Source organism: Erwinia sp. GW821-FHT03D09 (assembly GCF_059420805.1).
In genome coordinates this window covers 20,637-45,564 of record NZ_JBWKUK010000010.1, presented here as the reverse complement: position 1 = coordinate 45,564, position 24,928 = coordinate 20,637, and the positions used below count along the sequence as shown (strand labels likewise).

Genomic DNA, 24,928 nt, shown 5'->3' with positions numbered 1-24,928 from the left:
ATCCGCCCCGAAGGGCGGATTTATCAGCATGGATTCGCAAAAGCGAACCGGGCAGAGGCAACTTAGAAGCTGTAGCCTACGCCAGCAGTCCAGGTGCCAACGTCAACGCTGCGGATACGGCTCTGCTCGTAGCCCACATCCAGAGCAACATTCTGGATTGGGTTGAACTGCAGACCAGCACCGTAGGAGAAGCCTACGTCGCTTGAATCATATTTTTCGCGGTTTGGTTCGTTGTACTGGTATTTACCGTAGCCGATACCTACAACGCCGTAGATGCTCGCCCAGTCGTTCAGACGGTAAGCAGGACCACCGGTGAAACCATAGTACTGGCCCTTGATGTAATCGCCAGCGTCAGTACGATCTTTCTCGGTGTAAGTGAAAGAGCCGATCCAACCCAGTGGATCGCTACCGTTTTCGTAACGGTATTTCAGGTTGAAACCGTTCGCCTTGTTAGCGATACCCTGGTAGTCGCTCTGTGCGTAACCAGCGGTAACGGTGCTTTGTGCCATTGCTGAACCAGCAGAAACTGCCAGAACGCAAGCCAGTGCGGAAAGACATGCAATTTTTTTCATAACCACCTCAAATGTAAAAAGTACTTCTATCCTGACAACGCTAAAAATATAACAAAATATAGTGGGAAACTCCGCCCTATTTTCATTGTCTAACGGAATATTTGGTGTAACAGAAAGTTAATGGAAGTTTATATGTTATTCATTTTTCTTATATTTATGCGACATCGCTCACTATTTTATCCCCTGTAAAAAAAGGTTCATTGAGAGTAATCCCAATTGAAACCTGACAGTTCTTTACCTAACTCTTTTGTTTTCTTTAGCTTCCGTTTATTTTTTAGCGCGATGGCCTGAGATTATCGCTGCCATTCACGTAGACTGTCGTTCTACATCGGTTAACAACGGAACATAAGGACTGAGATAAAGGATGTCCCCTCAACAGTTAAAAAATTCCATCTGGCTTCCCGTTCTGCTCTTACTGATTGCAATGACGTCAATACAGGGTGGTGCCGCGCTGGCGAAATCGCTTTTCCCACTGGTGGGCGCACCGGGCATTACCGCGCTGCGTCTCGGGCTGGGTACGCTGATCCTTTGCATCGTGTTTAAACCCTGGCGTTTACGCTTTCAGCACAGCCAAATCCTGCCGCTGATTATTTACGGCCTGTCGCTGGGCGGGATGAACTATCTGTTTTACTTATCGATCCGTACGGTTCCACTGGGTATTGCGGTAGCGCTGGAGTTTACCGGGCCGCTGGCACTCGCGCTCGCCAGCTCGCGCCGTCCGCTGGATTTCCTGTGGGTGGTGCTTGCACTGCTGGGGCTGCTGTTTCTCCTGCCGCTCGGCGAGAACGTCAGCAGCGTCGATCCCGCTGGCGCGCTGCTTGCCCTCGGCGCGGGCGCGCTGTGGGCGGTGTATATCATTACCGGCAAGCGTGCGGGTAGCCAGCACGGACCGGCCACCGCAGCAATGGGTTCGCTGATCGGCGCACTGGTGTTTGTTCCGCTGGGGCTGACGTTCGCCCACAGCGGCGGCTGGGCGTTATCGTTAATCCCGATTGGCCTGGCGATTGCCGTTCTTTCCAGCGCATTGCCCTACTCTCTTGAAATGGTGGCACTAACCCGTATGCCCGCACGTACCTTCGGCACTCTGATGAGCCTGGAACCGGCGATGGCGGCGATTTCCGGCATTCTGTTTCTGGGTGAAGTGCTGAGCCTGGTGCAGTGGCTGGCACTGCTGGCGATCATCGTAGCGTCTGCCGGTTCGACCATGACTTTACGTCCGGCAAAGACAAAAATTATGCCGGTAAACGAGAGTCGAGAATAACGGGCATCTTCCCGCTTCGCCCAAACGGAGCGGGAGATTTATCGGTTTGTTATTTTATGCAGAAACAATAAACTAACATGGAAATAATCATTAATTACAAAGAATCCATATTCAAACTAAAAATAAAAACTCCGATTCAATTCAATGACCTGCAAAAAAATTAGAAATATAAATCATTCCCGTTAATATTCAAACCTGCGAAAAAAACAAACTAACCCTCGGCAAATCAACTCATCACGCGCTATTAAAGCGATAGGAACCACCTTTAATACAGGTTTAAAGAACGGTGCTATACTTATTTCCGTCAATTAACAGGACAACCTGACCATTAAGAGGATATTAAAGATGAGTACCGCTAAACTGGTTAAAGCAAAATCTTCTGATCTGATTTACACCCGTAACGATGTGGCCGACGACGAGAAAAAAGCCACGATTGAGGTGCTTAATCGTCTGGTTACTGAGTTCATCGACCTGTCACTGATCACCAAGCAGGCGCACTGGAACATGCGCGGCGCAAACTTTATCGCCGTTCACGAAATGCTGGATGGATTCCGCACCGCGATTACCGATCACCAGGATACTATTGCAGAACGTGTGGTACAGCTGGGTGGCGTTGCACTTGGAACCACGCAGATTGTTAACGACAGAACGCCGCTGAAAAGCTATCCGCTGAACATTCACAGCGTGCAGGAACACCTGAAAGCGCTGGCTGACCGTTATGCAGTCGTAGCAAATGACGTGCGTAAAGCTATTAGTGAAGTCTCTGATGAGGACAGCGCCGATATCTTTACCGCTGCTTCCCGCGATCTGGACAAATTCCTGTGGTTTATCGAGTCTAACATCGAGTAAACCCGCTGCATTAATCTGACGTGTTCACCACTTCTGAGCAGATGGCCCCGCCATCTGCTCTTTTTTTATCCCCCACCTCGGCGCATACCCCACGCTATTCCCACAAAAAATCAGAGCCCACTGGCAATAAATTAATCCCCTACGACACTATCTGTTGTTTTTATCCGGCAATTTGCTACAACTGCTAATGCAAGCGGGGCGGCCCATTGCACCACACTGGACGAGATGCACCAAAATGACGCCCCACATGAGTGCAATTCACTGTATCGTGTCAGCACCTTTCGGAAAACTCGCATTAACCCGCTGTTTTCCATATCATTGCAAACCTGGCATGATTCTTTCATAGGGCTGCTGGCATTTACCCGGGACGTCCGGGAAGCGATAAGGATAAAATGATGAAGTCAATTTTTAAGGTCACTCTGGCTGCGCTGACCATGGCGTTCGCCGTGTCTTCCACAGCTGCAGATAAGAAACTGATCGTAGCAACAGATACCGCTTTTGTTCCTTTCGAATTCAAACAGGGTGATAAATATGTCGGCTTCGACATCGACCTGTGGGATGCAATTGCAAAACAGCTAAATCTTGAATACACCCTGAAGCCGATGGATTTCGCCGGTATTATCCCTGCGCTGCAAACGCGTAATATTGATCTGGCCCTGGCCGGTATCACCATTACCGACGAGCGTAAGAAAGCGATCGAATTCTCTGACGGCTACTACAACAGCGGCCTGCAGGTGATGGTGAAAGCGAACAACGACAGCGTGAAGGGTATTGCAGACCTGAACGGCAAAGTTGTGGCAGTGAAAAGCGGCACCGGTTCCGTGGACTACGCGAAAGAGCACATCAAAACTAAAGATCTGCGCCAGTTCCCGAACATCGATAACGCCTACATGGAACTCGGTACCAACCGTGCTGACGCCGTGCTGCACGACACGCCAAACATCCTGTACTTCATCCATACCGCTGGCAAAGGCCAGTTTAAAGCGGTAGGCGAGCCGGTTGAAGCTCAGCAGTACGGTATTGCCTTCCCGAAAGGCAGCGACGATCTGCGTGAGAAAGTGAACGGCGCGCTGAAAACGCTGAAAGAGAACGGTACTTACAACACGCTGTACAAAAAATGGTTCGGCAGCGAACCTAAATAATAAGAGTCGAACGGTTGTACTTAATGCGGGAGCCGATGCGTTCCCGCATTTTTCCACATCAACAAAAATGGTTTTAGATCCGGAGAATAAACATGCAGTTTGACTGGAGCGCCATCTGGCCTGCTATTCCAATCCTGCTTGAAGGTGCCAAGCTGACCCTGTGGATTTCGGTCCTCGGTCTGGTTGGCGGTGTGATTATCGGCCTGATTGCCGGTTTTGCCCGCGCCTACGGCGGCTGGCTGTCACGCAGCATCGCGCTAGTTTTCATCGAACTGATTCGCGGCACCCCAATCGTGGTGCAGGTGATGTTCATTTACTTTGCCCTGCCCATGGCGTTTACCGATCTGCGGATCGACCCGTTCAGCGCGGCCGTGGTCACTATCATCATTAACTCAGGTGCCTACATCGCTGAAATCACCCGTGGTGCGGTGCTGTCGATTAACCGCGGCTTCCGTGAAGCCGGTCTGGCGCTGGGTCTGTCCAGCCGTGAAACGCTGCGCTACGTGATTATGCCGCTGGCGCTGCGCCGCATGCTGCCACCGCTGGGTAACCAGTGGATCGTCAGCATCAAGGATACCTCCCTGTTTATCGTCATCGGCGTGGCCGAACTGACTCGTCAGGGGCAGGAAATTATTGCCGGTAACTTCCGCGCGCTGGAAATCTGGAGCGCCGTTGCCGTTATCTATCTGATTATTACGCTGGTGCTGAGCTTTGTTCTGCGTCGCATTGAGAAAAGGATGAAAATCCTGTGATTGAATTTAAGAACGTTTCCAAGCACTTCGGTACCACTCAGGTCCTGCACGATATCGACCTGAAAATTGAAAAAGGCGAAGTGGTCGTGATTATCGGCCCATCCGGTTCCGGTAAATCTACCCTGCTGCGCTGCATTAACAAGCTGGAAGAGATTACCAGCGGCGAGCTGATCGTTGATGGCCTGAAGGTTAACGACCCGAAAGTCGATGACCGCCTGATCCGTCAGGAAGCCGGCATGGTATTCCAGCAGTTCCATCTGTTCCCGCAGATGAGCGCGCTGGATAACGTTGCCTTTGGTCCAATCCGCGTCCGCGGCGCGAAGAAGGCTGATGCGCATCGGCTGGCAAAAGAGCTGCTGAGCAAAGTGGGCCTCGCCGAGCGCGCCAACCACTTCCCTTCCGAGCTGTCCGGTGGCCAGCAGCAGCGCGTGGCCATCGCCCGTGCGCTGGCGGTGAAGCCGAAGATGATGCTGTTTGATGAGCCAACCTCAGCCCTTGACCCGGAACTGCGCCACGAAGTCCTGAAAGTGATGCAGGACCTGGCGGAAGAGGGAATGACCATGGTCATCGTCACCCACGAAGTCGGTTTCGCCCAGAAAGTGGCCTCGCGCCTGATCTTTATCGATAAAGGCCGCATCGCCGAAGACGGTAACCCGGACGACTTGATTACTAACCCGCCGAGCGCCCGTCTGCGCGAATTCCTGCAGCACGTATCGTAATCCTGCCGGGGCGGAATCCGCCGCCCCGCTTCGACTGATTCCTAAAATCCCACTCATTGCCTTTTGGCCCTGAGCCAGACGTCTATACTTTTCTGTTGCCGCTGAAGCGGGTGTCACAACAGGAGAACAGGATGACCGGATTTACTTCCCCACTGCGCTATCTGTTCCAGGCTTTACTGCTGATGGTATGCAGCACGCTTCTGTCCACGGGTCAGGCCGTGACGTTACCCGCCGCAGCCGTCGCCGCCCAGTCGCAGCAGACGACATCTGCCGCAGAAACAGCACCGCCCGATGCGGATGAAAAGCGCGCCGCGTGGGCCGCTCTGGCCAATATTCTGGATAACGACCAGTCCCGCCAACAGCTGATTGAACAGCTGCGCAAAGCCTCAGAGCCCCCGGTAGCCCCTGCCGACCCGGTACTGACGCCGCCGGAAGAAGAGGAAGATAAAACCGTCTTGCAAAGTGTGACCGACGTCAGCCGTCAGTTTGGCGGCGAATTTGCCTCCCGGCTGCAAACCCTGCAGCGAAATATCGTCGATGCGCCTCATAAGCCGTTTAACCAGCAGACCTTTTTTAACGCCCTCAGCCACTTTGCCATGCTGGCAGCCGCGCTGTTCGTCTTTTACTGGCTGGCTCGCTGGGCAGTATCCCCAGTCTATCGTCGTATGGGTGCCTGGGGACGGCGAAAAAACAGTGAGCGCACCAGCTGGCTGCATCTGCCGGCGATGATTGCCGGTGCCTTTGTGATCGATCTGCTGCTGCTGGCGCTGGCGCTGTTTGTCGGGCAAATACTCAGCGACAATATGAATGGCGGCAGTCGCACCATCGCCTACCAGCAGGGGCTGTTCCTTAACGCCTTTGCGCTGATCGAATTTTTCAAAGCAATACTCAGGTTGATGTTCTGCCCGCGCTACCCCCAGCTGCGATTCTTCCATCTCAGCGATGACCGCGCCGCCTACTGGAGTACCCGTATCAGCTGGCTGAGCGGGCTGATCGGTTACGGCCTGCTGGTGATCGTGCCGATCGTGTCGAATCAGGTGAACGTGCAGGTCGGGGCGCTGATCAACATACTGGTCATGGGGCTGGTCACGGCGTGGGCGCTGTATCTTATTTTCCACAACCGCCGCAATATCCAGCAGGAGCTGGCGCGGCTGGCGGATCGCTCGCTGGCCTTTTTCGCCCTGTTTATCCGCGCTTTTGCGCTGGTGTGGCACTGGCTGGCCAGCGCCTACTTTATTGTCCTGTTCCTGTTTTCCCTGTTCGATCCCGGCAACAGCCTGAAGTTTATGATGTCCGCCAGCGTGCGATCGCTGGCGATCATCGCCATCGGCGCGCTGGTGTCCGGCATGCTGACTCGCTGGATCAATAAAACCATCGTGCTCTCCCCGGAACTGCGCCGCAACTACCCTGAGCTTCAGCAGCGGGTTAACGGCTGGCTGTCGGCGATGCTCAAGCTGGCCCGGGTGATCAGCGTGTTTGCCGTGACCCTGATGCTGCTGAATGCCTGGCATCTGTTTGACCTCTGGCACTGGCTCACCGTGGGCGCGGGGGAAAAACTGGTCGATATCCTGATCCGTATCGTGGTGATCCTGTTCTTTTCCGCGGTGGGTTGGACGCTGCTGGCCAGCCTGATTGAGAGCCGACTCGCCTCAGATTCCCACGGGCGCCCGATGCCCAGCGCACGTACCCGCACGCTGCTGACGCTGTTCCGCAATGCGCTGGCGGTAGTGATCAGCACCATCACCATTATGATTGTGCTGTCTGAGATCGGCGTAAATATCGCCCCGCTGCTGGCCGGCGCTGGTGCGCTAGGCCTGGCGGTGTCGTTCGGTTCACAAACGCTGGTCAAAGATATTATCACCGGCGTATTTATCCAGTTTGAAAACGGGATGAACACCGGGGATCTGGTGACCATCGGGCCGATTACCGGCACGGTGGAGCGGATGTCGATTCGCTCCGTCGGCGTACGTCAGGATACCGGGGCTTACCACATTATTCCGTGGTCCTCGATCACCACCTTTGCCAACTTCGTGCGCGGTATCGGCTCGTTTGTGGCGAACTACGACGTGGATCGCCGCGAAGATACCGATCGGGTTAATGCCACGCTGCAGGCGGCGGTCAGGGAACTGCTGGAGGATAAAACCATTCGGGGGATGGTGATTGGCGAGCCGTCGTTTGCCGGGCTGGTCGGCTTAACCAATCAGGCGTTCACCGTGCGCGTGTCGTTCACCACCCAGCCGCTGAAGCAGTGGACGGTGCGATTCGCGCTGGACGGCATGGTGAAAAAGCACTTCGATGCCGCAGGGATCAAAGTGCCTTATCAGACGGTGCAGGTGATGCAGAGCGGCAACGATGTGGCCGGTGCCGCAGGCGTGCAGGCGGCGCTGCCTGCTCCAGAGTAGGCCAGTAGAATCAATCTATCCTACACTCTGCACCGAATAAAAAAACGCCGGAGGCAGAGTGCGCAGCGCAGCCACAGTCAGCTTACTTGCCCAGCAGGCGCGTGCGCTGCGGCTGCTCCATAAAGGTCCAGGCGATAAAGCGGCTTTGCTTTTGCCCCTGGGCCATATCGATAGTGCGCACGGCGGCCACGTCGGCCTCTTCCAGCGCGCGCCACAATTCAGGAAGGTTCTCACGGCGTGAAACCAGCGAGGTGAACCAGATGCACTGGCGGGCGAAATTAGTACTTTCCGTAATCATCCGGCCGATAAACGCCTTTTCACCGCCCTCGCACCACAGCTCATCCTGCTGCCCGCCAAAATTCAGCGGCGCATTGCGATCCAGCCCCAGATTGCGCAGCTTACGCTGGCTGCCTTCATGTGCGTCGGCGGCAGAGGCATGGAACGGCGGATTGCACATTGTGGCGTGATACAGCTCATTTTTATGGATAATTCCGCTGAAGATCGCCGAACTGTCCTTCTGGCGACGCAGGCGAATAGCGCGGTTCAGGCCTGGGTTCGCCGCAATAATGCCGTTGGCAGCGGTCATCGCCTGTGCGTTTACCTCTGTGCCGGTAAAGCGCCACTGGTACTCGCTGTGGCCGATGCTCGGATAGATCAGGTTGGCACCGCAGCCAATATCCAGCACGTTGATGTCACGCGGCACCACACGGCGGTTATCTTCCGCCAGCAGGTCGGCCAGATGATGAACATAGTCAGCGCGGCCCGGCACCGGCGGGCAGAGGAAGCCTTCCGGGATATCCCAGTGGGCCAGGCCGTAGAAATGGTGCAGCAGCGCCTGGTTCAGGGTTTTCACCGCTTCCGGGTTGGCGAAATCAATCGACTCGCTGCCCCAGTTGTTCACGGCAACAAACTGCGCCAGCGCCGGATGACAGGCGGTCAGCGCAGCGAAATCATAGCGTCCGCGATGGCGGTTACGCGGGTGGAGAACATTTTTCTCGGCAGGGGTTTTCATCAGTAACTCTCTTGTCAGCAGCGGCGTAAGATACCCTCTGTGCTATTAATGGTAAACATTTCCCGCTGACTTTACTCTTTATAAGGACAATTTATGTCACGATCACGCCATTCCTACCGGCCGGAACAGGGGCACGGCCTGCCTCACGATCCGCTGAATGCGATTATCGGCCCGCGCCCCATTGGCTGGATCAGCTCGCGGAATGCCGCCGGGCAGCGCAACCTTGCGCCCTACAGCTTTTTTAATTGCTTCAGCTATCGCCCACCGATTATCGGCTTTGCCAGCAGCGGCTGGAAGGACAGCGTGGCGAATATTGTTGAAACCGGTGAATTCGTCTGGAACCTCGCCACGCGCCCACTGGCGGTGGCAATGAATGAAAGCTCGGCCTCGCTGCCGCGGGAGGAGGACGAATTTGTCCACGCGGGACTGACCGCCCTGCCCGCCAGCCTGGTGAATGTCAGCATGGTGGCGGAAAGCCCGGTCAACTTCGAATGCAGACTCACCCAGTGCATACAGTTACAGGATGCGCAGGGCGGGCTGCTGGACAGCTGGCTGGTGCTGGGGGAAGCCATCGCTATACACATCGACAGCGACCTGCTGGACAACGGCATTTATCAAACCGCCAGGGCAGAGCCGATCCTGCGCGCCGGCGGCCCCAGCACCTATTACGGTATCAGTGAAGCGCAGCGTTTTGACCTCGTCCGCCCTGATGCACGCCTAAAATAGGGTCTTAACGAAACTTTTACTCTTTGCTGGCGGAATCCTCTCAAGATATATCTTGATGCGTTAATTGCTCAAGATATATCTTATTTCGGTCAGCCATTAACCTGCACAGTCACCATGAAAGAGACACATCTGCCCATCGAATCAAACACCAGTGGGGTAAAAAAGGGGACGACTCCGGCAAAAGTCAGTTGCGCCGCGGTAAGGCCTTTACCCGCATAGAACGGGTGCTGCTGGTGCTACATCTGATACGGCTGAATCCAACGCACGGGTACGAAGTGATCACCTCGATCAGGGACTATTCACAAGGTGTATACCGCCCCAGCCCCCGCGTGATCTATCCGATTTTGGCCTCGATTGAGGAAGAGAAGTATGCCACGACCATTGAAAGTGGCGGCGGTAAAAAACAGTATTCGCTGACAGCGGCGGGCGAAGCGTATCTCGCTCAACACCATGAGGCGCTGCGCGACACGCTGATAAAAATGAAAAAGCTGGTGGTCAGCCAAACGTAGAAAGACCCGCTGATCGAAGAGGCGTTTGAGAAGCTGAAATTCAGCCTGCGCACACTGACGACAAATCGAACCATTATTCATTCGTTACCTCAATCGAACCGTCATTAATAGAGAAATTCTTTACGATTTAATGCAGGCAGGACGACAAAACTTTACGCCATGTCGGCCTGAAGGCGCAGCCTCGACAGCGTGTACGTCGATCTGACCCGCTCCAGCGTGGAGCTGCTGAATCTGCGTAAGCGCGCGCTGGCCAGCGATGGCAACACCCTGAATGTCACCCTGACGCTGGAAGATGGCACCCCCTCCCCGGAAAAAGGTCGTCTGGAATTGACCGATGTGGCGGTGGATGAAACCGCGGGGTCGGTCACGCTGCGCGCCCTGTTCCCGAATCCACAGCACGTGCTGCTGCCGGGCATGTCCGTTTATACCCCGGTGGATGAAGGCGTGGTGGAAAACGCCATTCTCGCACCGCAGCAGGGTATTACCCGCGATGCCAAAGGCAATGCTACCGCGCCAGCAGCTCCGATATCGCCGACTGGCTGGTGAGCAACCTGCAGGACCCGCTGGCCCGCGTCAGCGGCGTCGGCAGCCTGCAGGTTTTCGGTGCCGGATACGCCATGCGCATCTGGCTCGATCCCGCCAAACTCGCTTCCTACAGCCTGATGCCGTCGGACGTGCAGAGCGCGATTGAAGCACAGAACGTGCAGGTGACAGCGGGTAAACTCGGTGCCCTGCCCGCCGCCAGCAACCAGCAGCTGACGGCTACGGTGCGCGCACAGTCGCGCCTGCAAACCGTCGCTCAGTTCCGTAATTCAGGGGCCAAATCTCGTGAAGGTTAGATAAAAAAAGGGAAATATATGTGTATAAATATTTCAAATGAACGAGGATAGTTGCGAAATGCTCCGGGAAGAGGTTGAGCTGAAATCGGGGTAATCCACAATTGAAATGAGGGATTCTTAGTGAAATCCATCATACTTTTTGAAGATCTTCATCAAGCTTATGCGGTTTTCTCTTTACACCGCCCGCGTATGATGTCGCCACGGCAGGATCACTGCGAAATTACCCTCCTGACCGTGCCTGAGTCTTTTTTAGCCAGAAGCCCTGCTTCCGGCTTTTTTTTGATATGCTATGCCTTCAAACCCCACCATGGAGTGACTATGAAACGCATTGCTATTGATATGGATGAGGTTATCGCTGACTTTCATTCTAAAATCCTGCACACCTGGAACCGCCATTTTTCGCAGGAGCTCACCACTGAAGAACTCAACCTCTTTGACCTGCATCAGGACGATCCGGAAAAGCTGGAAGAGATCTTTGAACTGGCCGGGCATCCGGATTTTTTTGCCGATCTTGCGGTGATCCCCGACAGCCAGCGCGTTATTGCCAGCCTCAGCAAACACTATGAAATTTTTATTACCACTGCGGCAATGCAGGTACCGACCTCATTTAATGCCAAATTCCGCTGGCTGAATATCCATTTCCCGGCGATCAAGCCCAGCCATATCGTATTCTGCGGTAATAAAAGCATTATTAACGCCGACTATATGATTGATGATAATGCGATTAACTTTGTCGGTTTCTGCGGGGAAGGCATTCTCTACACGGCCCCGCACAACCGGCATGTCACCGGCTACCGGCGAGTGGACAGCTGGCGCGATATTGAAGCACTGCTGCTGTAGTCAAAGACAGGCATTTCTACCGCTCACAGGGTTTAGCCGTTAAAGAACAGAAGCATCCGCTGCTACAGAATGAAAGTGTACCGCCACATGTTTATGCGGCGGTGTTTTCGAACCAGCCTGGTGAAAAATCCCTCTTCAGTCATCTCCTGCAAACCAGCCCATTGGAAGGGATTACTGTTTACTTTCAAGCAATAGCGTATCCACTATCTGCTTCAGCACCACCTGCAGATGCAGGGCCTTATCGCCTCGCCAGGCAAACGGCGGCTGCTCATCCATATAGTTGCACTGTGCCAGCTCCAACTGAACTGCGTGCTGATTTTCCGCCGGTTTACCGTAGGCGCGAGTAATGTATCCGCCTTTGAAGCGACCGTTGATCACCCAGCTGAAGCGAGACTGTTCATCACAGACAGCCTTAAGATGCCCCGCTATCTCCGGGCTGCAGCTCGCCCCGTCATTGGTGCCCAGATTGAGATCCGGCAGCTGGCCTTCAAACAGTCGTGGCACCCGTGAAGCAATGGAATGCGCATCAAACAATAGCGCGTAGCCAAACTGGCGACGGATTCGCTCAAGCTCCAGGCGGATTTGGTCGTGGTACGGCTGCCAGATATTTTGCAGATATCCTGCCCGCTGTGCCGCCGTCGGCGTCATTCCCGGCTTAAAGGTCGGCGTACCGTCAAACAGCGTTTCCGGGTACAGACCCGTGGTCGCAGTGGTATACAGCGCCTGATTATCCGGCGGGCGGTTCAGGTCAATCACAAAGCGCGAATAGTTACCGACCAGCACGCTGGCGCCCATTTCGCGGGCAAATTCGTAGAGCTGAGGGATATGCCAGTCGGTATCCGGTAGCCCTTTGGCGGCATCGCTCAGCCCGGCCTCAACTTCCGGCGTCAGCGCCGTGCCGGCATGCGGAATACTCAACAGCAGCGGCAGCTTACCGGCGTTAAACTCAAAAGCGTTCATCGTTCCTCTCCTCGGAAAATAACCCGGCAGGGCAATTGCCCACCCAGCCAGTAAACCAGCTCCGCCGGGCGTTCCAGCGGCCAGTGCACAAAATCTGCCAGCTTGCCCGGCTCCAGCGAACCGTGCGTGGCGGCCAGGCCCAGCGCATGAGCACCGTGTAGCGTGACGCCGGCCAGCGCTTCTTCCGGCGTCATGCCAAACAGCGTACAGCCCATATTGAGCATCAGCCTCAGCGACAGCACCGGAGACGTGCCCGGGTTCGCATCGCTGGCCAGCGCCATCGGCACGCCGTATTGACGGAACAGCGCCACCGGCGGCCGCTGCGTTTCCCGCAGCAGATAGAATGCGCCCGGCAGCAATACCGCCACCGTACCGCTCTGCGCCATCGCCGCAATATCACTCTCGGTGGCGTATTCCAGATGGTCCGCCGACAGCGCGTTAAACCGCGCGGCCAGCGCACCACCGCCCAGCGACGACAGCTGTTCGGCATGCAGTTTGACTGGCAGGCCCAGCTGCTGTGCGGCAAGGAAGACCTTCTCAACCTGAGCCGGGGTGAACGCCAGATACTCGCAGAACGCATCCACCGCATCCGCCAGCTGTCCGGCGGCCACCTGCGGCAGCAGCTCGCGGCAGATGACTTCAACCCACTCATCCGGCTTCTGCTTATACTCCGGCGGCACCGCGTGTGCGGCAAGACAGGTCGCCTTAATTTGCGCCGGAACCTGCTGGCCGAGCTGGCGAATCGCCTGCAGCATGCGCAGCTCGCTGGCGATCTCCAGCCCGTAGCCGGATTTAATTTCTACGGTAGTCACGCCTTCCGCCAGCAGCACGTCAAGGCGATGCCGGGCGCTGCTGACCAGCTGCGCCAGCGACGATTCCCGCGTAGCGCGGACCGTAGAGAGAATACCGCCGCCCGCAGAGGCAATCTCACTGTAGCTAACGCCATTCAGGCGCTGTTCAAACTCGTGGCTGCGATCGCCGCCAAACACCAGATGCGTGTGGCAGTCCACCAGCCCCGGCGTCACAATGCCGCCACCGAAATCGGTGGTCCGCTGTGGGGTAAACTGCCCGGCCTCCTGGTATGGCCCGACCCAGACGATCCGCTGCCCGTCTACGGCAATCGCGCCGTCTTTGATGATGTTGTACTGGCCGTCACGCATGGTGACAATATCTGCGCCGTACCACAAATGCTCACAGTTGCGTTGCTGGTTCATCACCTCTCCCACGTTGTGTGCTTTACTGCTCTCCTATAAGTATGTATATGTATATACAACTTCAACGCACAGGAAGCAACCGATGACTCGCTATTTTGCGCCCCGCGCCCTACTTGCAGATGGCTGGCAGCATAATGTACTGATTGATGTGGATAGCCACGGCCAGATTGCCTCTCTGACTACTAACAGCCAGCCGCAGGATGCGCAGCGCCTGGACGGTATTGTCATACCGGCTATGGCGAATTTGCACTCGCATGCATTTCAACGCGCGATGGCCGGGCTGGCCGAAGTCGCGGGCAACCCGCAGGACAGTTTCTGGACCTGGCGCGATCTGATGTACCGTATGGTGCAGCGTCTGTCACCGCAACAGGTCGGAGCCATTGCGGCAGCACTGTACGTTGAGATGCTTAAGGGCGGGTATTGCCAGGTGGCGGAGTTTCACTACCTGCACCACCAGCCGGACGGGCAGCCTTATCCGCAGGATGAAATGCTGGTTGAGCTGATTGCCGCCGCCGGGCGCAGCGGTATCGGCCAGACCCTGCTGCCGGTGCTTTACAGCTACGCCGGATTTGGCAGCCAGCCCGCGCAACCGGGCCAGAAGCGCTTTATTCAGGATACCGCCGCCTATCTCGCTCAGCAGCAGCGCCTGATGAAGCTGATTGACGGCAAGCCGCTGATTAACCACGGCATCTGCTTCCACTCCCTGCGGGCGGTCAGCGAAACGCAAATGCATGAGGTACTGGCGGCCAGCCCGGCGCATCTTCCGGTGCATCTTCACGTTGCCGAGCAGGAAAAAGAGGTCAACGATTCGCTGGCCTGGAGCGGCGAGCGCCCGGTTAGCTGGCTGCTGGATCGCTTTCAGGTGGACCCGCGCTGGTGCCTGATTCACGCCACTCATCTTGACGACAGCGAGATTTCGCGCCTTGCGGCAAGCCAGGCGGTAGCTGGCCTCTGCCCGACCACCGAAGCCAACCTCGGCGACGGAATTTTCCCTGCCACCGAGTTTATCGCCCGGGGCGGCCGCTGGGGGATAGGTTCCGACAGCCATGTCTCGCTGGACGTCGCAGAAGAATTGCGCTGGCTGGAATATGCCCAGCGGCTGCGCGATCGCCGCCGCAACCGTATTGTTACGGCCAGCCAGCCGTCAGTGGGCGATCTGCTGTACCGGCAGGCGCTGGCGGGAGGCGCTCAGGCCTGCGGTGTGAAAACCGGCAGCCTGCAGACCGGCTACCGCGCAGACTGGTTGGTGCTATCTGACGATGCGCTACTGGGGGCGACCAGCGATGAAGCCCTGCTCAACCGCTGGCTGTTTGCCGGGCATCGTGGGCAGATTCAGGATGTGTTCGTGGCGGGCGTGCAGCGCATCAGTCACGGCCAGCACGCGCAGCAGTCATCGATTGACGCTGAGTTTCGTCAGGTACTGGAGGCGCTGCGATGATCCACTTATTTAGCAGCGCCAGTCTGCCGGTGAGCCCCTGGCGCAACGGCGGCGGCGAAACACGGGAAATTATCAGTTATCCACCCGGCAAAACCGAATTTGACTGGCGCATCAGTATCGCCACGATCGCCACCGACGGGGACTTTTCGGCGTTCCCCGGCATCGACCGTATTATTACCCTGCTGGATGGGGAAGTGGAGCTGTACAGCGACGATCGGCTGCGCCAGCGTCTGACGGTACATCAACCCTACTCGTTTCCCGGTGAGGATCGCATCAGTGCCCGGCTGCCCGCAGGAGCAAGCCACGACTTCAATATTATGGCCCGGCGGGGGAGCTATGTGTCCGCAGCGGGAACCACCAAGTCGGCATTTTCACCGCCGGTGGAAGCCGCGGGCGTCGTGATGGTGATTGGCGGCCAGTGGCAGCACGGGCAAACGCTGTTAGCAGCGGATCAGGGCGCCTGGTGGGAAAATCAGGGCGGCCACTTTGTTCCGCTATCGAGTGATGCCCTGCTGCTGTGGGGAACGCTGCTACCGAGCTTTAACCATGGCCTTTAAAGCGCCCCATCAGCTTGTAGCGTGAGCCAGGATACAGCAGCCGCGCGTAGGTGACGATCTTATTATCACTCCAGGTCTGGCGACGGATCAGCAGGCAGGGTTCCTGCGCGTCAATCGCCAGATGGCGGCACTGCCGCGCGTCGGGCAAAACCGCTTCAACCACATGCTCACCGGCGGTGAGCGGTGCCACGCGCATCAGGTAGGTATAGGGGGTCTGTTCGGTGTAATCCTGCAGCAGGTAATCCGGCGCCATCTGCGGGTTGACCAGGCGATCTTCCAACTGCACCGGCTGATCGTTCTCGTAATGGATCATCAGCGAATGAAACAGTTTCTGACCGCTGGTTAAGCCAAGCAGCGCCGCCTGCTCAGCATCGGCTTTGCTCTCGCCCAGAGCCAGAATCTTACTGCTGTGGCGATGGCCGCGCTGGGCGATCTCCTCTGCGATATTGTGCACTTCCATCATCGCGGTATAGCCCTTGGCTTCCGCAACAAACGTCCCCACGCCCTGCATTCGCATCAGGTAACCTTCGCTGGTCAGCTCACGCAGTGCACGATTGATGGTCATCCGGCTGACGCCCAGCTCGTTGACCAGCTCGCTCTCAGAAGGCACGCGCTGATTTGGCTGCCAGATTCCTTCACTGATCTGACTGATAATCGCCTGCTTCACCCGCTGATAAATCGGAGCAGGCTGATCGCTCATTGCAGCGGAAAGTTGAGAAATAGCAGTCTGCCTTGCCATACAGAATCCTTATAACAGTGGGAAAATCAGTTTACTGGCTAATATCCTAAATGTATATACATGTTAAATTTTCCGCCGAGACCGCCGTTTATTTCAGCAGCTTCATCCCCTTTTTTTGTGATCGCAGCAAGACAAGTTAGTGTAGTTGTATAGACAAGAATATACGTTTGTGATTCACTCAATTCAGACCGAAGTTTAACTCGCATTAACAACCTGTCGGGCCGATGCCCGCAATACAGGTTTGATGCTCACCTAGTTGTCTATACAGGAGTATACCATGCCACTGACTCAGCCCCACTGCTTACTGACGCCGGGTAAGGTCGATCTCGCCACGCTGAAAACCGTTTATCGCGGCGGCGTAACGCTGGCGCTGGACGAACAGGCGCGCAGCCGCATCCAGCAGGCCCGCGATACGGTTGAAGCCATTGTCAGCGAAGGTAAAGTGACCTACGGCATCAATACCGGATTTGGCAAACTGGCTCAGACCTCCATTCCGGCGGACCGCCTGGCCGAGCTGCAGCGTAACCTGGTCCTGTCCCACAGCGTTGGCCTTGGCGAACTGCTGCCTGATGACGTGGTACGCCTGGTGATGGCGACCAAAATTATCAGCCTGGCGCGCGGCCATTCCGGGATCAGAATTGAACTGGTTGATGCGCTGATCGCCCTGTTCAACGCTGGCGTGATGCCGTGTATTCCGGAGAAAGGCTCCGTGGGGGCGTCCGGCGATTTAGCCCCGCTGGCGCATCTCTCGCTGATGCTACTGGGCGAAGGTGAAGTCCGGGTGAAAGGCGAGCTGATGCCCGCTCGCGACGGTCTGGCTCTGGCCGGCCTGGAGCCGATCGAACTGGGGCCGAAAGAGGGTCTGGCACTGCTGAACGGCACCCAGGTTTCTACCGCGCTGGCGCTGCGCGGCCTGTTTGAAGGCGAAAACGTTTTTGCCGCCGGGCTGGTAGCCGGCGCGCTGTCGCTGGAAGCGATTAAAGGCTCGGTAAAACCGTTCGATCACCGCATCCATGAAGCCCGTGGTCAACAAGGACAAATCTCGGTAGCCGCCGCGGTATCCAGTCTGCTGGAAGGCAGCGTTATTCTTAACTCTCACGCTAACTGCGGACGCGTGCAGGACCCTTACTCTATTCGCTGCGTGCCGCAGGTGATGGGTGCCTGCCTGGATAATCTCAACCACGCCGCGCGGGTGCTACAAATCGAAGCCAACGCCGCGTCCGATAACCCGCTGGTGTTTACCGATACCGGCGAAGTGATCTCCGGCGGTAACTTCCACGCCGAGCCTGTCGCGTTTGCCGCCGATATTATCGCGCTGGCCGTGGCGGAAATCGGGGCCATCTCCGAGCGCCGCCTGGCGCTGCTGCTGGATACCGGCCTCTCAGGCCTGCCGCCGTTCCTGGTCAACGACGGTGGGGTGAACTCCGGATTTATGATCGCCCAGGTCACCGCCGCCGCGCTGGCGTCGGAAAACAAATCACTGGCCCATCCTGGCAGCGTTGACAGCCTGCCGACCTCCGCCAATCAGGAAGATCACGTATCCATGGCCACCTATGCTGCCCGTCGCCTGGGCGCCATGTGCTTTAACACCGCCGCCGTGGTGGGGATTGAAGCGATGGCCGCCGCACAGGGAATCGACTTCCACCGTCCGCTGCAAAGCTCGCCGCAGCTGGAGGAAGTGCTGAGCACCATCCGCCAGAAAGTCGCCTATCTCGACAAAGATCGCCTGATGGCACCGGATATCGAACAGATGCGTTTATGGGCCGCTGGTGACAGCTGGCCGAAAATGATTGCTGCGCTGCTGCCTGCACGCGCCCACTAAGCGATGAATACCGATAAGGAAAACAACCATGACTGAGTCCGTAAGCAAGGCCGTTGCCCGTACCATTCGCGCTCCCCACGGCGACACGCTGCACTGCGCCAACTGGCTGATTGAAGCCGCTTACCGCATGATCCAGAACAACCTGGACCCTGACGTAGCCGAACGTCCGGAAGATTTGGTGGTGTACGGCGGCATTGGTAAAGCCGCCCGTAACTGGGAATGCTTCGAGCAGATCCTGCGTTCTCTACAGGCGCTACAGCCGGAAGAAACGCTGCTGGTTCAGTCCGGCAAACCGGTTGGCGTTTTCCGCACCCACGCCGATGCACCGCGCGTGCTGATTGCCAACTCTAACCTGGTGCCACACTGGGCCAACTGGGATCACTTTAACAAGCTCGATAAAGCCGGGCTGATGATGTACGGCCAGATGACCGCTGGCTCCTGGATCTACATCGGCGCGCAGGGCATCGTACAGGGTACTTTTGAAACCTTCGCCGAAGCCGGTCGCCAGCACTACAACGGCGATCTGAGCGGTAAATGGATACTCACCGCCGGGCTGGGGGGCATGGGCGGCGCACAGCCGCTGGCTGGCGTGCTGGCGGGTGCCTCCGTGCTGGCCATTGAGTGCCAGTCTTCTCGCATCGATTTCCGCCTGCGTACCCGCTACGTAGACTACCGCGCCGAGAATCTTGACGAAGCACTGGCGATTATTGACCAGGCGAACAAAGAGAAGCGTGCCATTTCCGTCGGGCTGCTCGGCAACGCGGCGGATATCCTGCCGGAGCTGGTGAAACGAGCAAAAGCAGGCGGTATGAAGCCGGATATCGTTACCGACCAGACCTCTGCGCACGACCCGATTAACGGCTACCTGCCGCAGGGCTGGTCCGTTGAGCAGTGGGAAGAGGCCCGCCGCAGCGATCCGAAATCCGTTGAGAAAGCGGCCCGCGCCTCGATGGCGGTGCACGTACAGGCGATGCTCGACTTCTGCCATATGGGCATTCCAACCGTGGATTATGGCAACAATATCCGCCAGGTGGCGCTGGAAGAAGGTGTAACAAACGCGTTCGACTTCCCGGGCTTCGTGCCGGCCTATATCCGTCCGCTGTTCTGTGAAGGCAAAGGTCCGTTCCGCTGGGTCGCCCTGTCCGGCGATCCGGAGGACATCTACCGTACCGATGCCAAGCTGAAAGAGCTGTTCCCGGACCATACCAACCTGCACCGCTGGCTGGATATGGCGCAGGAACGAATCGCGTTCCAGGGGCTGCCGGCACGTATCTGCTGGCTGGGACTGGGCGAGCGCCATCTGGCGGGACTGGCGTTTAACGAAATGGTGCGCAACGGCGAGCTGAAAGCCCCGGTGGTGATCGGCCGCGACCACCTTGACTGCGGCTCGGTGGCCTCGCCGAACCGTGAAACCGAAGCGATGCGCGACGGCTCGGATGCGGTATCCGACTGGCCGCTGCTCAATGCCCTGTTGAACACCGCAGGCGGCGCTACCTGGGTGAGCCTGCATCACGGCGGCGGCGTGGGTATGGGCTTCTCGCAGCATGCTGGCGTGGTGATTGTTGCCGACGGCAGCGCCGAGGCCGATAAACGTCTGGGCCGGGTATTGTGGAACGATCCGGCTACCGGCGTCATGCGCCACGCCGATGCCGGCTACGAGGTAGCGAAAGCCTGTGCCGCGAAGCACGAGCTGAACCTGCCCATGATCGACTAAGCGTTATCCAGGCCGGTCCGCCGGCCTGTTTTCTTCCCCGCTACCCGCTTCTTCCTCCCCCGATTTATGCTACCTTGTTTCTGCGCGTTACCCTGCACAGGAGAAGTAATTAATGACAGTTCCCGTTTCGCTGATGGATGAAGCTACCAGCTGGCGCAGAGCCCTGCACGCCCGCCCCGAACTGGGATATCAGGAGCATCACACTTCACAGCTGATTGCCGAGCAGCTGGAGGCTTTTGGTCTGCAGGTTCACCGAGGCCTGGCAGGTACCGGCGTGGTCGGAACGCTGGAAAATGGCCCAGGACCGGTTATCGGGTTACGCGCTGACATGGACGCTTTGCCGATCACCGAGCTGAGCAATCCGCCGTACCGCTCCACCAATCCTGGCGTAATGCACGCCTGTGGGCACGACGGCCATACAGCAATTCTGCTGGCGGTGGCAAAGCACCTGAGTACCACCCGCCGCTTTAGCGGAACGTTGCATTTTGTCTTCCAGCCCGCAGAAGAAAACCTCGGCGGCGCGCGCCGCATGGTGGAAGACGGGCTGTTTACACTGTTCCCGATGGATGCTATCTACGGCATGCACAACTGGCCGGGGCTGCCCGCCGGTGAAGTTGCCGTTAACGCAGGTGCGATGATGGCCTCGCTGGACTCCTTCGAAATCACTCTGCGCGGCCGTAGCTGTCACGCGGCCATGCCGGAAAACGGCGCGGACCCGATTGTCGCCGCCGCACAGCTGATTATGGCTCTGCAAACCATTCCGGCCCGCCGCCTGTCGCCGCTGGCCTCTGCGGTGGTCAGCATTACTCAGATCAACGGCGGTGAGGCAATTAACGTCATTCCGGAAAACGTGGTACTGCGCGGCACATTACGCTGTCTGCAGGCGGACGTGCGCAGCCGGGTAAAACAGATGATCGGTGAGTTCGTGACTTCCCTGACCGCACCGCTGGGCATTGAGGGCAACATTGAATATCAGGGCGACTATCCGGTAACCATGAATCACGCCGCTGAAGCTGCCCAGGTGCGTGACTGCGCGCTGACGCTGCTGCCCGCTGAAAAAGTACACTGGAACGTCAGCCCGTCAATGGCCTCTGAGGATTTTGCCTGCATGCTGGAGCACTGTCCGGGAGCCTACTTCTGGATCGGCGCTGACGGTGATACGCCTTCACGGCCACTGCACAACGCGAACTATGATTTTAACGATGGGCTGATTGGCCCCGGCATCGTGCTGTGGACCGCGTTGGTTGAGCAACTGCTGCCACGCGGCTGATTGAAACCCAGCGGTAGATATCACTCGCCTTTATGGCCCCCTGCGGGGCCATCTGCTTCTTACATTTCCCCGAACATCCCCGATCTGAAATACGACCGCAGAGCAGGAAAATTGCAGCAGCGAGTTATCGCTGATTCACCCACACCAGTTTATCCACCGGGAAATCCAGACCGCGGGCGACTGCCAGGTAATTCTGCTTTACGCTCTCGGGGATCTGCGGCGTACGCGACAGTATCCACAGATAATCGCGATTCGGGCCGCTGACCAGCGCATAGCGATAGTCCTCATCCAGCGCGATGACGTTATAGCCGTCGTAGAACGGACCAAAGAATGAAACTTTGAGTGCCGCAGTGGTCGGCGCACCGGTAAAGTAAGCGCAGCCTTCACTCTCTTTCCAGCGCGCTTTCCCCGGATCATCGACAGCTCGCCTCAATAACCCGCCTGCTTAATCTCACCTAAAGCCACTTCCAGCGTTGGTGCTCTGCCGGTTGCTACATAGCAGCAGGCGATTTGCAAACGCAGCGACTGCGGTACCGCGACTTCACGATGAAGACAGCGGTTAATCCAGGCGGCGGTGGTGGCCGCATCTTTCGCCTCCGGCAGCTCACCCGCCGCAAAGGCAATCTCCTCCTGGCGCGCCAGCAGAACCAGAGGTTCCTCACCGTGAATCAGGCTGATTGGCGGGCAACGCTGCGGACTGGCGTACACCTCGCCCTCGGTGCCGTTAAGCAGCAGTCCTCGTCCGCCGATGTCGCTGAAGAACTTGCCCACTTTCGGAATGTATTCCGGGTGCGATACGCTGGCAAGGCGCAGCGCCGCGTCTTCGGCAAACGGCGTGGCCAGCTTGGCCAGCGTGTGCGCACTGTTGCGCACGCCCATGCGCCAGCGCATCGCCAACTGGCGCTCCATAGGTTCGCACAGCTGGCCGATGGTGATAAACACCGGTTCACCCGCATTAAGCCTGTTCTGCGCCTCCGTCGCCGTCAGCACGGCGGGCACGCCCAGCGCCTGAAATACCGCTTCGCTGGTGATGCGCGTCGGGTCATCACTGACGCCGTGAACCAGCACCGGGAAACCGAGTCGGCTCAGCAGCAGCGCCAGCAGCGGGGTCAGATTCCCCTGCCGCCGCGCGCCGTTGTAGCTGGGGATGACGATCGGCATCGGCAAACCGGCAGGAGGGGTCAGGCGCGGTATTTGTTCCTGCATCGCCTGATAAAAGCCCAGCATCTCCTCTTCACCTTCGCCTTTAATGCGCAGCGCAATCAGGATCGCCCCCAGTTCAAGGTCCGGCACGTCGCCCGCCAGCATGCGGCGGTAGAGCCCGCGCGCACTGTCGATATCAATATCCCGGGCATGATTTTTACCGCGCCCGATCTCTTTTATAATCTTGTTTAGTTCCATGCGTTTGCTCACTGAATAGGGTTAACGCCTGCGGCGCGGCGGCACTCTTTTTTTCGTCGTCGGGCTGACTGCTTTTGGCAGCTCGCCTTCCGGCATCGGTAGCTGTTCGATAGGAAACACCGGCAGTGCCCCCAGTAAACGTGCGCCGTAGCTTTTGCTCAACAGCCGCCGGTCGTAAATCACAATCTCACCGAAGCAGTCGTGGCTGCGGATCAGTCGCCCCACCTGCTGGATAAGATTAAACGAGGCGCTGGGCAGACTTTGCACCTCAAAAGGATAACGCTTCATGCTTTTCAGCCACTCGCCCTCGGTCAAAATAACCGGACTGTCCACCGGGGGGAAAGCGATTTTATGAATATGGACCTGAGAAAGTAGCTCCCCTTTCAGATCCAGCCCCTCCGCAAAGGACTGCAAACCAACCAGTACGCTGGTTTCCCCACGCTCCACGCGCTGGCGATGCAGCGCCACCAGCGCCGGGCGCGGTTTGTCGCCCTGCACCAGCATCATTAAACGCAGCTCGGGCAGGCAGGCAATAAACTGCTGCATAGCCCGGTTGCTGGCGAACAGCACCAGCAGCCCTTTATGTTTAGCCTGCTTTATCTGGTGACGGAAAAAGTGGGCCATTTCGGCCAGATGCGCCACCTCATTCGCCAGCAGCGGCTCGTGCTGCATCTGCGGGATAATCAGTTTGCCCTGCTGCACATGATTAAACGGCGAGTCCAGCGCGACAAAACGATCGTCGGCTTTTTCACTCAGCCCGGACATCTCCTGCAGCCGCTGGAAGCTGTTCAGCGAGCGCAGTGTCGCAGATGTCAGCACCACATGGGGAATTTTACGCCACAACAGCTTTTCCAGCTGATCGCTGACGCGTATCCCGGCACAGTGCAGCATCAGATGCACGCTGCCGTCGCGCAGCTCGCGGGTCACCCACTTCGACACCGGCGCGCCGGACGTCTGCTCCAGCGCCGCCAGCCGCCACAGCTTGCTGCTGGCTTCAAACCAGCCCAGCGCGCGGTTCATTTGCAGCAGCACACGGTGCAGGCGCACCACGTCATACTGGCCGCTTTTTTCACTGAGATCGTTAACCAGCCCTTCCGCCATCCCGCGCAGCGCGTCGCTGAGTTTGAACAGCCTGCCGCAGATCGTCATGATCTCCTCCGGCAGCAGTCCCATCTCAAAGCGGTACTCCCCCTCCTGCCCGTCCGGCGGCAGATACAGACCGAGAATGTGCGACAGCATTTGCAGCTGCTCGCGCACTTCTTCACAGTGCTCTTTAAGGCGATCCGGGTTGGCCAGCGGCGGTGGCCGCCTGGGCCTGAACTGCGCCATGCACTGCTCAACGAGGCGGGCAAACAAATCGAACTGTAGAGTAGTCCAGCCGGGGGTGATTTCGCCGCTCATTTCCAGCGCGTCGCGCGCCACGTCCGGCAGATGGTGCCCTTCATCCAGCACCAGCAGCAGGTGCTTCGGCGGCGGCAGTACCGATTCGGTTTCCAGCGCCGCCATCACCAGCGCATGGTTCGCCACCACCACATCGGCGTTTTCGATCTCACGCCGCGCCACGTAGAACGGGCACTCGCGGAACCAGTGGCAGTTGCTGCCGAGGCAGTTGGCCTTATCGGTGCTGATACGCTGCCACAGCGAGTCTTCGATGTTGTCCTTGCAGTGATCGCGCAGTCCGTCCCATTCGTAGCGGTTCAGTGCTTTTTCCAGCTCGTAGCAGACCGCCCGCTCCGCCTTGCTGGCGGTCATCTCATCATCAAGGAACAGCAGCAGATCGCCCTGCTTCTCTTCGTCGGTCGCCAGCGCCGACAGATTGCGTGGGCAGACATAGCGCCCGCGGCCAAAGGCAGCGGTAAAGGTCAGTTCGGGAATGATTTTCTTCAGCAGCGGCAGATCTTTACTGTAAATCTGATCCTGCAGCGCCACGTTGGCGGTGCTGACCACCAGCGGCTTTTCCTCGGCGCGGCTGACGGCAATACCGGGGAGCAGGTAGGAGAGGGTTTTCCCCACGCCGGTCGGTGCTTCAATCGCCAGATGGCGCCCTTCTTCACCCGACAGCGTTTTCGCCACCTCAGCAATCATCTGCCGCTGCGGAGCGCGCGGAATAAAATCGGGGACTTGCTGTTGCAGGGCTTTATACCACCCGGCAATTTGCGCTTTTAACGCCGCAGTTAACGCCATGACAAC

At 57.5% G+C, this 24,928-nt stretch carries 21 protein-coding genes and 3 pseudogenes; 16 read left to right on the top strand and 8 right to left on the bottom strand.

Annotated features, from left to right (window positions below; translation table 11 throughout):
- Positions 1-62 precede the first annotated feature (62 nt).
- The gene (gene ompX / locus AC07U6_RS11645) at positions 63-572 is read right to left on the bottom strand and encodes an outer membrane protein OmpX (protein WP_105593511.1); all 510 of its coding nucleotides are present in this window, start codon (positions 570-572) and stop codon (positions 63-65) included.
- Positions 573-936: 364 nt separating this feature from the next.
- Here ompX and rhtA point away from each other — a divergent pair, with 364 nt between their 5' ends.
- The 6 genes from rhtA (at position 937) to ybiO (ending at position 7,697) form a co-directional block, all read left to right on the top strand.
- Complete coding sequence (gene rhtA / locus AC07U6_RS11640) at positions 937-1,833, top strand: threonine/homoserine exporter RhtA (RefSeq protein ID WP_494762114.1); 897 nt, start codon at positions 937-939, stop codon at positions 1,831-1,833.
- Between the two features lie 345 nt (positions 1,834-2,178).
- The gene (gene dps / locus AC07U6_RS11635) at positions 2,179-2,682 is read left to right on the top strand and encodes a DNA starvation/stationary phase protection protein Dps (RefSeq protein ID WP_200545817.1); all 504 of its coding nucleotides are present in this window, start codon (positions 2,179-2,181) and stop codon (positions 2,680-2,682) included.
- A 395-nt stretch (positions 2,683-3,077) separates the two neighbouring features.
- Complete coding sequence (glnH, locus tag AC07U6_RS11630; protein WP_494764457.1) at positions 3,078-3,824, top strand: glutamine ABC transporter substrate-binding protein GlnH; 747 nt, start codon at positions 3,078-3,080, stop codon at positions 3,822-3,824.
- 92 nt (positions 3,825-3,916) lie between these two features.
- Complete coding sequence (glnP, locus tag AC07U6_RS11625) at positions 3,917-4,576, top strand: glutamine ABC transporter permease GlnP (protein WP_494762113.1); 660 nt, start codon at positions 3,917-3,919, stop codon at positions 4,574-4,576.
- Positions 4,573-5,295, top strand: a complete 723-nt coding sequence (gene glnQ, locus AC07U6_RS11620; RefSeq protein WP_494762112.1) for a glutamine ABC transporter ATP-binding protein GlnQ — start codon at positions 4,573-4,575, stop codon at positions 5,293-5,295. The genes glnP and glnQ overlap by 4 nt, the downstream gene beginning before the upstream one ends.
- 131 nt (positions 5,296-5,426) lie before the next feature.
- Positions 5,427-7,697 carry a mechanosensitive channel protein gene (gene ybiO / locus AC07U6_RS11615; protein WP_494762111.1) on the top strand — a complete coding sequence of 757 codons (2,271 nt, stop codon included), beginning with the start codon at positions 5,427-5,429 and terminating at the stop codon, positions 7,695-7,697.
- Between the two features lie 82 nt (positions 7,698-7,779).
- On the opposite strand, the gene rlmF is transcribed toward ybiO, so the two are convergent.
- Complete coding sequence (gene rlmF / locus AC07U6_RS11610; protein ID WP_494762110.1) at positions 7,780-8,709, bottom strand: 23S rRNA (adenine(1618)-N(6))-methyltransferase RlmF; 930 nt, start codon at positions 8,707-8,709, stop codon at positions 7,780-7,782.
- A 93-nt stretch (positions 8,710-8,802) separates the two neighbouring features.
- Here rlmF and AC07U6_RS11605 point away from each other — a divergent pair, with 93 nt between their 5' ends.
- From AC07U6_RS11605 to AC07U6_RS11585, 5 genes and pseudogenes are all read left to right on the top strand, one after another.
- A complete protein-coding gene (locus tag AC07U6_RS11605) occupies positions 8,803-9,435 on the top strand; it encodes a flavin reductase family protein (protein WP_494762109.1) in 633 nt (210 codons plus the stop codon).
- 188 nt (positions 9,436-9,623) lie between these two features.
- Entirely contained in the window at positions 9,624-9,944 is a 321-nt protein-coding gene (locus AC07U6_RS11600) for a PadR family transcriptional regulator (RefSeq protein ID WP_494764799.1), read from the top strand.
- A 174-nt stretch (positions 9,945-10,118) separates the two neighbouring features.
- A pseudogene (locus AC07U6_RS11595) lies at positions 10,119-10,457 on the top strand (efflux transporter periplasmic adaptor subunit); the annotation flags it as partial.
- Positions 10,454-10,774, top strand: a pseudogene (locus AC07U6_RS11590) (efflux RND transporter permease subunit); the annotation flags it as partial. The pseudogenes AC07U6_RS11595 and AC07U6_RS11590, both read left to right, overlap by 4 nt.
- 327 nt (positions 10,775-11,101) lie before the next feature.
- A complete protein-coding gene (locus tag AC07U6_RS11585; RefSeq protein WP_494762107.1) occupies positions 11,102-11,623 on the top strand; it encodes a 5' nucleotidase, NT5C type in 522 nt (173 codons plus the stop codon).
- A gap of 171 nt (positions 11,624-11,794) precedes the next feature.
- Here AC07U6_RS11585 and hutG read toward each other — a convergent pair whose 3' ends face one another.
- Both hutG and hutI read right to left on the bottom strand, forming a co-directional pair.
- On the bottom strand, positions 11,795-12,583 hold the full coding sequence (gene hutG / locus AC07U6_RS11580) for an N-formylglutamate deformylase (RefSeq protein ID WP_494762106.1): 789 nt from the start codon (positions 12,581-12,583) through the stop codon (positions 11,795-11,797).
- Positions 12,580-13,797, bottom strand: coding sequence for an imidazolonepropionase (hutI, locus tag AC07U6_RS11575; RefSeq protein WP_494762105.1), 1,218 nt, complete (start codon positions 13,795-13,797; stop codon positions 12,580-12,582). The genes hutG and hutI overlap by 4 nt, the downstream gene beginning before the upstream one ends.
- Before the next feature lie 82 nt (positions 13,798-13,879).
- Between hutI and AC07U6_RS11570 the strand changes: the two genes are divergently transcribed.
- Together AC07U6_RS11570 and AC07U6_RS11565 are read left to right on the top strand one after the other, a co-directional pair.
- Positions 13,880-15,235 carry a formimidoylglutamate deiminase gene (locus AC07U6_RS11570; protein WP_494762104.1) on the top strand — a complete coding sequence of 452 codons (1,356 nt, stop codon included), beginning with the start codon at positions 13,880-13,882 and terminating at the stop codon, positions 15,233-15,235.
- Complete coding sequence (locus AC07U6_RS11565) at positions 15,232-15,792, top strand: HutD/Ves family protein (RefSeq protein WP_494762103.1); 561 nt, start codon at positions 15,232-15,234, stop codon at positions 15,790-15,792. Before AC07U6_RS11570 ends, AC07U6_RS11565 begins: the two co-directional genes overlap by 4 nt.
- Here AC07U6_RS11565 and hutC read toward each other — a convergent pair.
- Positions 15,776-16,531 (bottom strand): histidine utilization transcriptional repressor HutC, encoded by a 756-nt coding sequence (gene hutC, locus AC07U6_RS11560; protein ID WP_494762102.1) that lies wholly within the window; start codon positions 16,529-16,531, stop codon positions 15,776-15,778. The genes AC07U6_RS11565 and hutC overlap by 17 nt on opposite strands.
- Positions 16,532-16,808: 277 nt before the next feature.
- Here hutC and hutH point away from each other — a divergent pair, with 277 nt between their 5' ends.
- The 3 genes from hutH (at position 16,809) to AC07U6_RS11545 (ending at position 21,337) form a co-directional block, all read left to right on the top strand.
- Positions 16,809-18,353 carry a histidine ammonia-lyase gene (hutH, locus tag AC07U6_RS11555; RefSeq protein WP_494762101.1) on the top strand — a complete coding sequence of 515 codons (1,545 nt, stop codon included), beginning with the start codon at positions 16,809-16,811 and terminating at the stop codon, positions 18,351-18,353.
- A gap of 28 nt (positions 18,354-18,381) precedes the next feature.
- Positions 18,382-20,067, top strand: a complete 1,686-nt coding sequence (gene hutU, locus AC07U6_RS11550) for a urocanate hydratase (RefSeq protein ID WP_494762100.1) — start codon at positions 18,382-18,384, stop codon at positions 20,065-20,067.
- Between the two features lie 112 nt (positions 20,068-20,179).
- The gene (locus tag AC07U6_RS11545) at positions 20,180-21,337 is read left to right on the top strand and encodes a M20 aminoacylase family protein (RefSeq protein WP_494762099.1); all 1,158 of its coding nucleotides are present in this window, start codon (positions 20,180-20,182) and stop codon (positions 21,335-21,337) included.
- Between the two features lie 124 nt (positions 21,338-21,461).
- Here AC07U6_RS11545 and AC07U6_RS11540 read toward each other — a convergent pair.
- The 3 genes and pseudogenes from AC07U6_RS11540 to dinG all read right to left on the bottom strand — a co-directional run.
- A pseudogene (locus tag AC07U6_RS11540) lies at positions 21,462-21,752 on the bottom strand (lipocalin family protein); the annotation flags it as partial.
- A gap of 14 nt (positions 21,753-21,766) precedes the next feature.
- Positions 21,767-22,738: a DNA-binding protein YbiB gene (gene ybiB / locus AC07U6_RS11535; protein ID WP_494762098.1), complete on the bottom strand. Its 972-nt coding sequence runs from the start codon at positions 22,736-22,738 to the stop codon at positions 21,767-21,769.
- A gap of 21 nt (positions 22,739-22,759) precedes the next feature.
- A complete protein-coding gene (gene dinG, locus AC07U6_RS11530; RefSeq protein ID WP_494762097.1) occupies positions 22,760-24,922 on the bottom strand; it encodes an ATP-dependent DNA helicase DinG in 2,163 nt (720 codons plus the stop codon).
- Positions 24,923-24,928 lie beyond the last annotated feature (6 nt).

Coding starts and splice junctions, on each gene's coding strand:
- ompX (WP_105593511.1), bottom strand. CDS start 572: ATGAAAAAAATTGCATGTCTTTCCGCACTGGCTTGCGTTCTGGCAGTT.
- rhtA (WP_494762114.1), top strand. CDS start 937: ATGTCCCCTCAACAGTTAAAAAATTCCATCTGGCTTCCCGTTCTGCTC.
- dps (WP_200545817.1), top strand. CDS start 2,179: ATGAGTACCGCTAAACTGGTTAAAGCAAAATCTTCTGATCTGATTTAC.
- glnH (WP_494764457.1), top strand. CDS start 3,078: ATGAAGTCAATTTTTAAGGTCACTCTGGCTGCGCTGACCATGGCGTTC.
- glnP (WP_494762113.1), top strand. CDS start 3,917: ATGCAGTTTGACTGGAGCGCCATCTGGCCTGCTATTCCAATCCTGCTT.
- ybiO (WP_494762111.1), top strand. CDS start 5,427: ATGACCGGATTTACTTCCCCACTGCGCTATCTGTTCCAGGCTTTACTG.
- rlmF (WP_494762110.1), bottom strand. CDS start 8,709: ATGAAAACCCCTGCCGAGAAAAATGTTCTCCACCCGCGTAACCGCCAT.
- AC07U6_RS11605 (WP_494762109.1), top strand. CDS start 8,803: ATGTCACGATCACGCCATTCCTACCGGCCGGAACAGGGGCACGGCCTG.
- AC07U6_RS11585 (WP_494762107.1), top strand. CDS start 11,102: ATGAAACGCATTGCTATTGATATGGATGAGGTTATCGCTGACTTTCAT.
- hutG (WP_494762106.1), bottom strand. CDS start 12,583: ATGAACGCTTTTGAGTTTAACGCCGGTAAGCTGCCGCTGCTGTTGAGT.
- hutI (WP_494762105.1), bottom strand. CDS start 13,797: ATGAACCAGCAACGCAACTGTGAGCATTTGTGGTACGGCGCAGATATT.
- AC07U6_RS11570 (WP_494762104.1), top strand. CDS start 13,880: ATGACTCGCTATTTTGCGCCCCGCGCCCTACTTGCAGATGGCTGGCAG.
- AC07U6_RS11565 (WP_494762103.1), top strand. CDS start 15,232: ATGATCCACTTATTTAGCAGCGCCAGTCTGCCGGTGAGCCCCTGGCGC.
- hutC (WP_494762102.1), bottom strand. CDS start 16,531: ATGGCAAGGCAGACTGCTATTTCTCAACTTTCCGCTGCAATGAGCGAT.
- hutH (WP_494762101.1), top strand. CDS start 16,809: ATGCCACTGACTCAGCCCCACTGCTTACTGACGCCGGGTAAGGTCGAT.
- hutU (WP_494762100.1), top strand. CDS start 18,382: ATGACTGAGTCCGTAAGCAAGGCCGTTGCCCGTACCATTCGCGCTCCC.
- AC07U6_RS11545 (WP_494762099.1), top strand. CDS start 20,180: ATGACAGTTCCCGTTTCGCTGATGGATGAAGCTACCAGCTGGCGCAGA.
- ybiB (WP_494762098.1), bottom strand. CDS start 22,738: ATGGAACTAAACAAGATTATAAAAGAGATCGGGCGCGGTAAAAATCAT.
- dinG (WP_494762097.1), bottom strand. CDS start 24,922: ATGGCGTTAACTGCGGCGTTAAAAGCGCAAATTGCCGGGTGGTATAAA.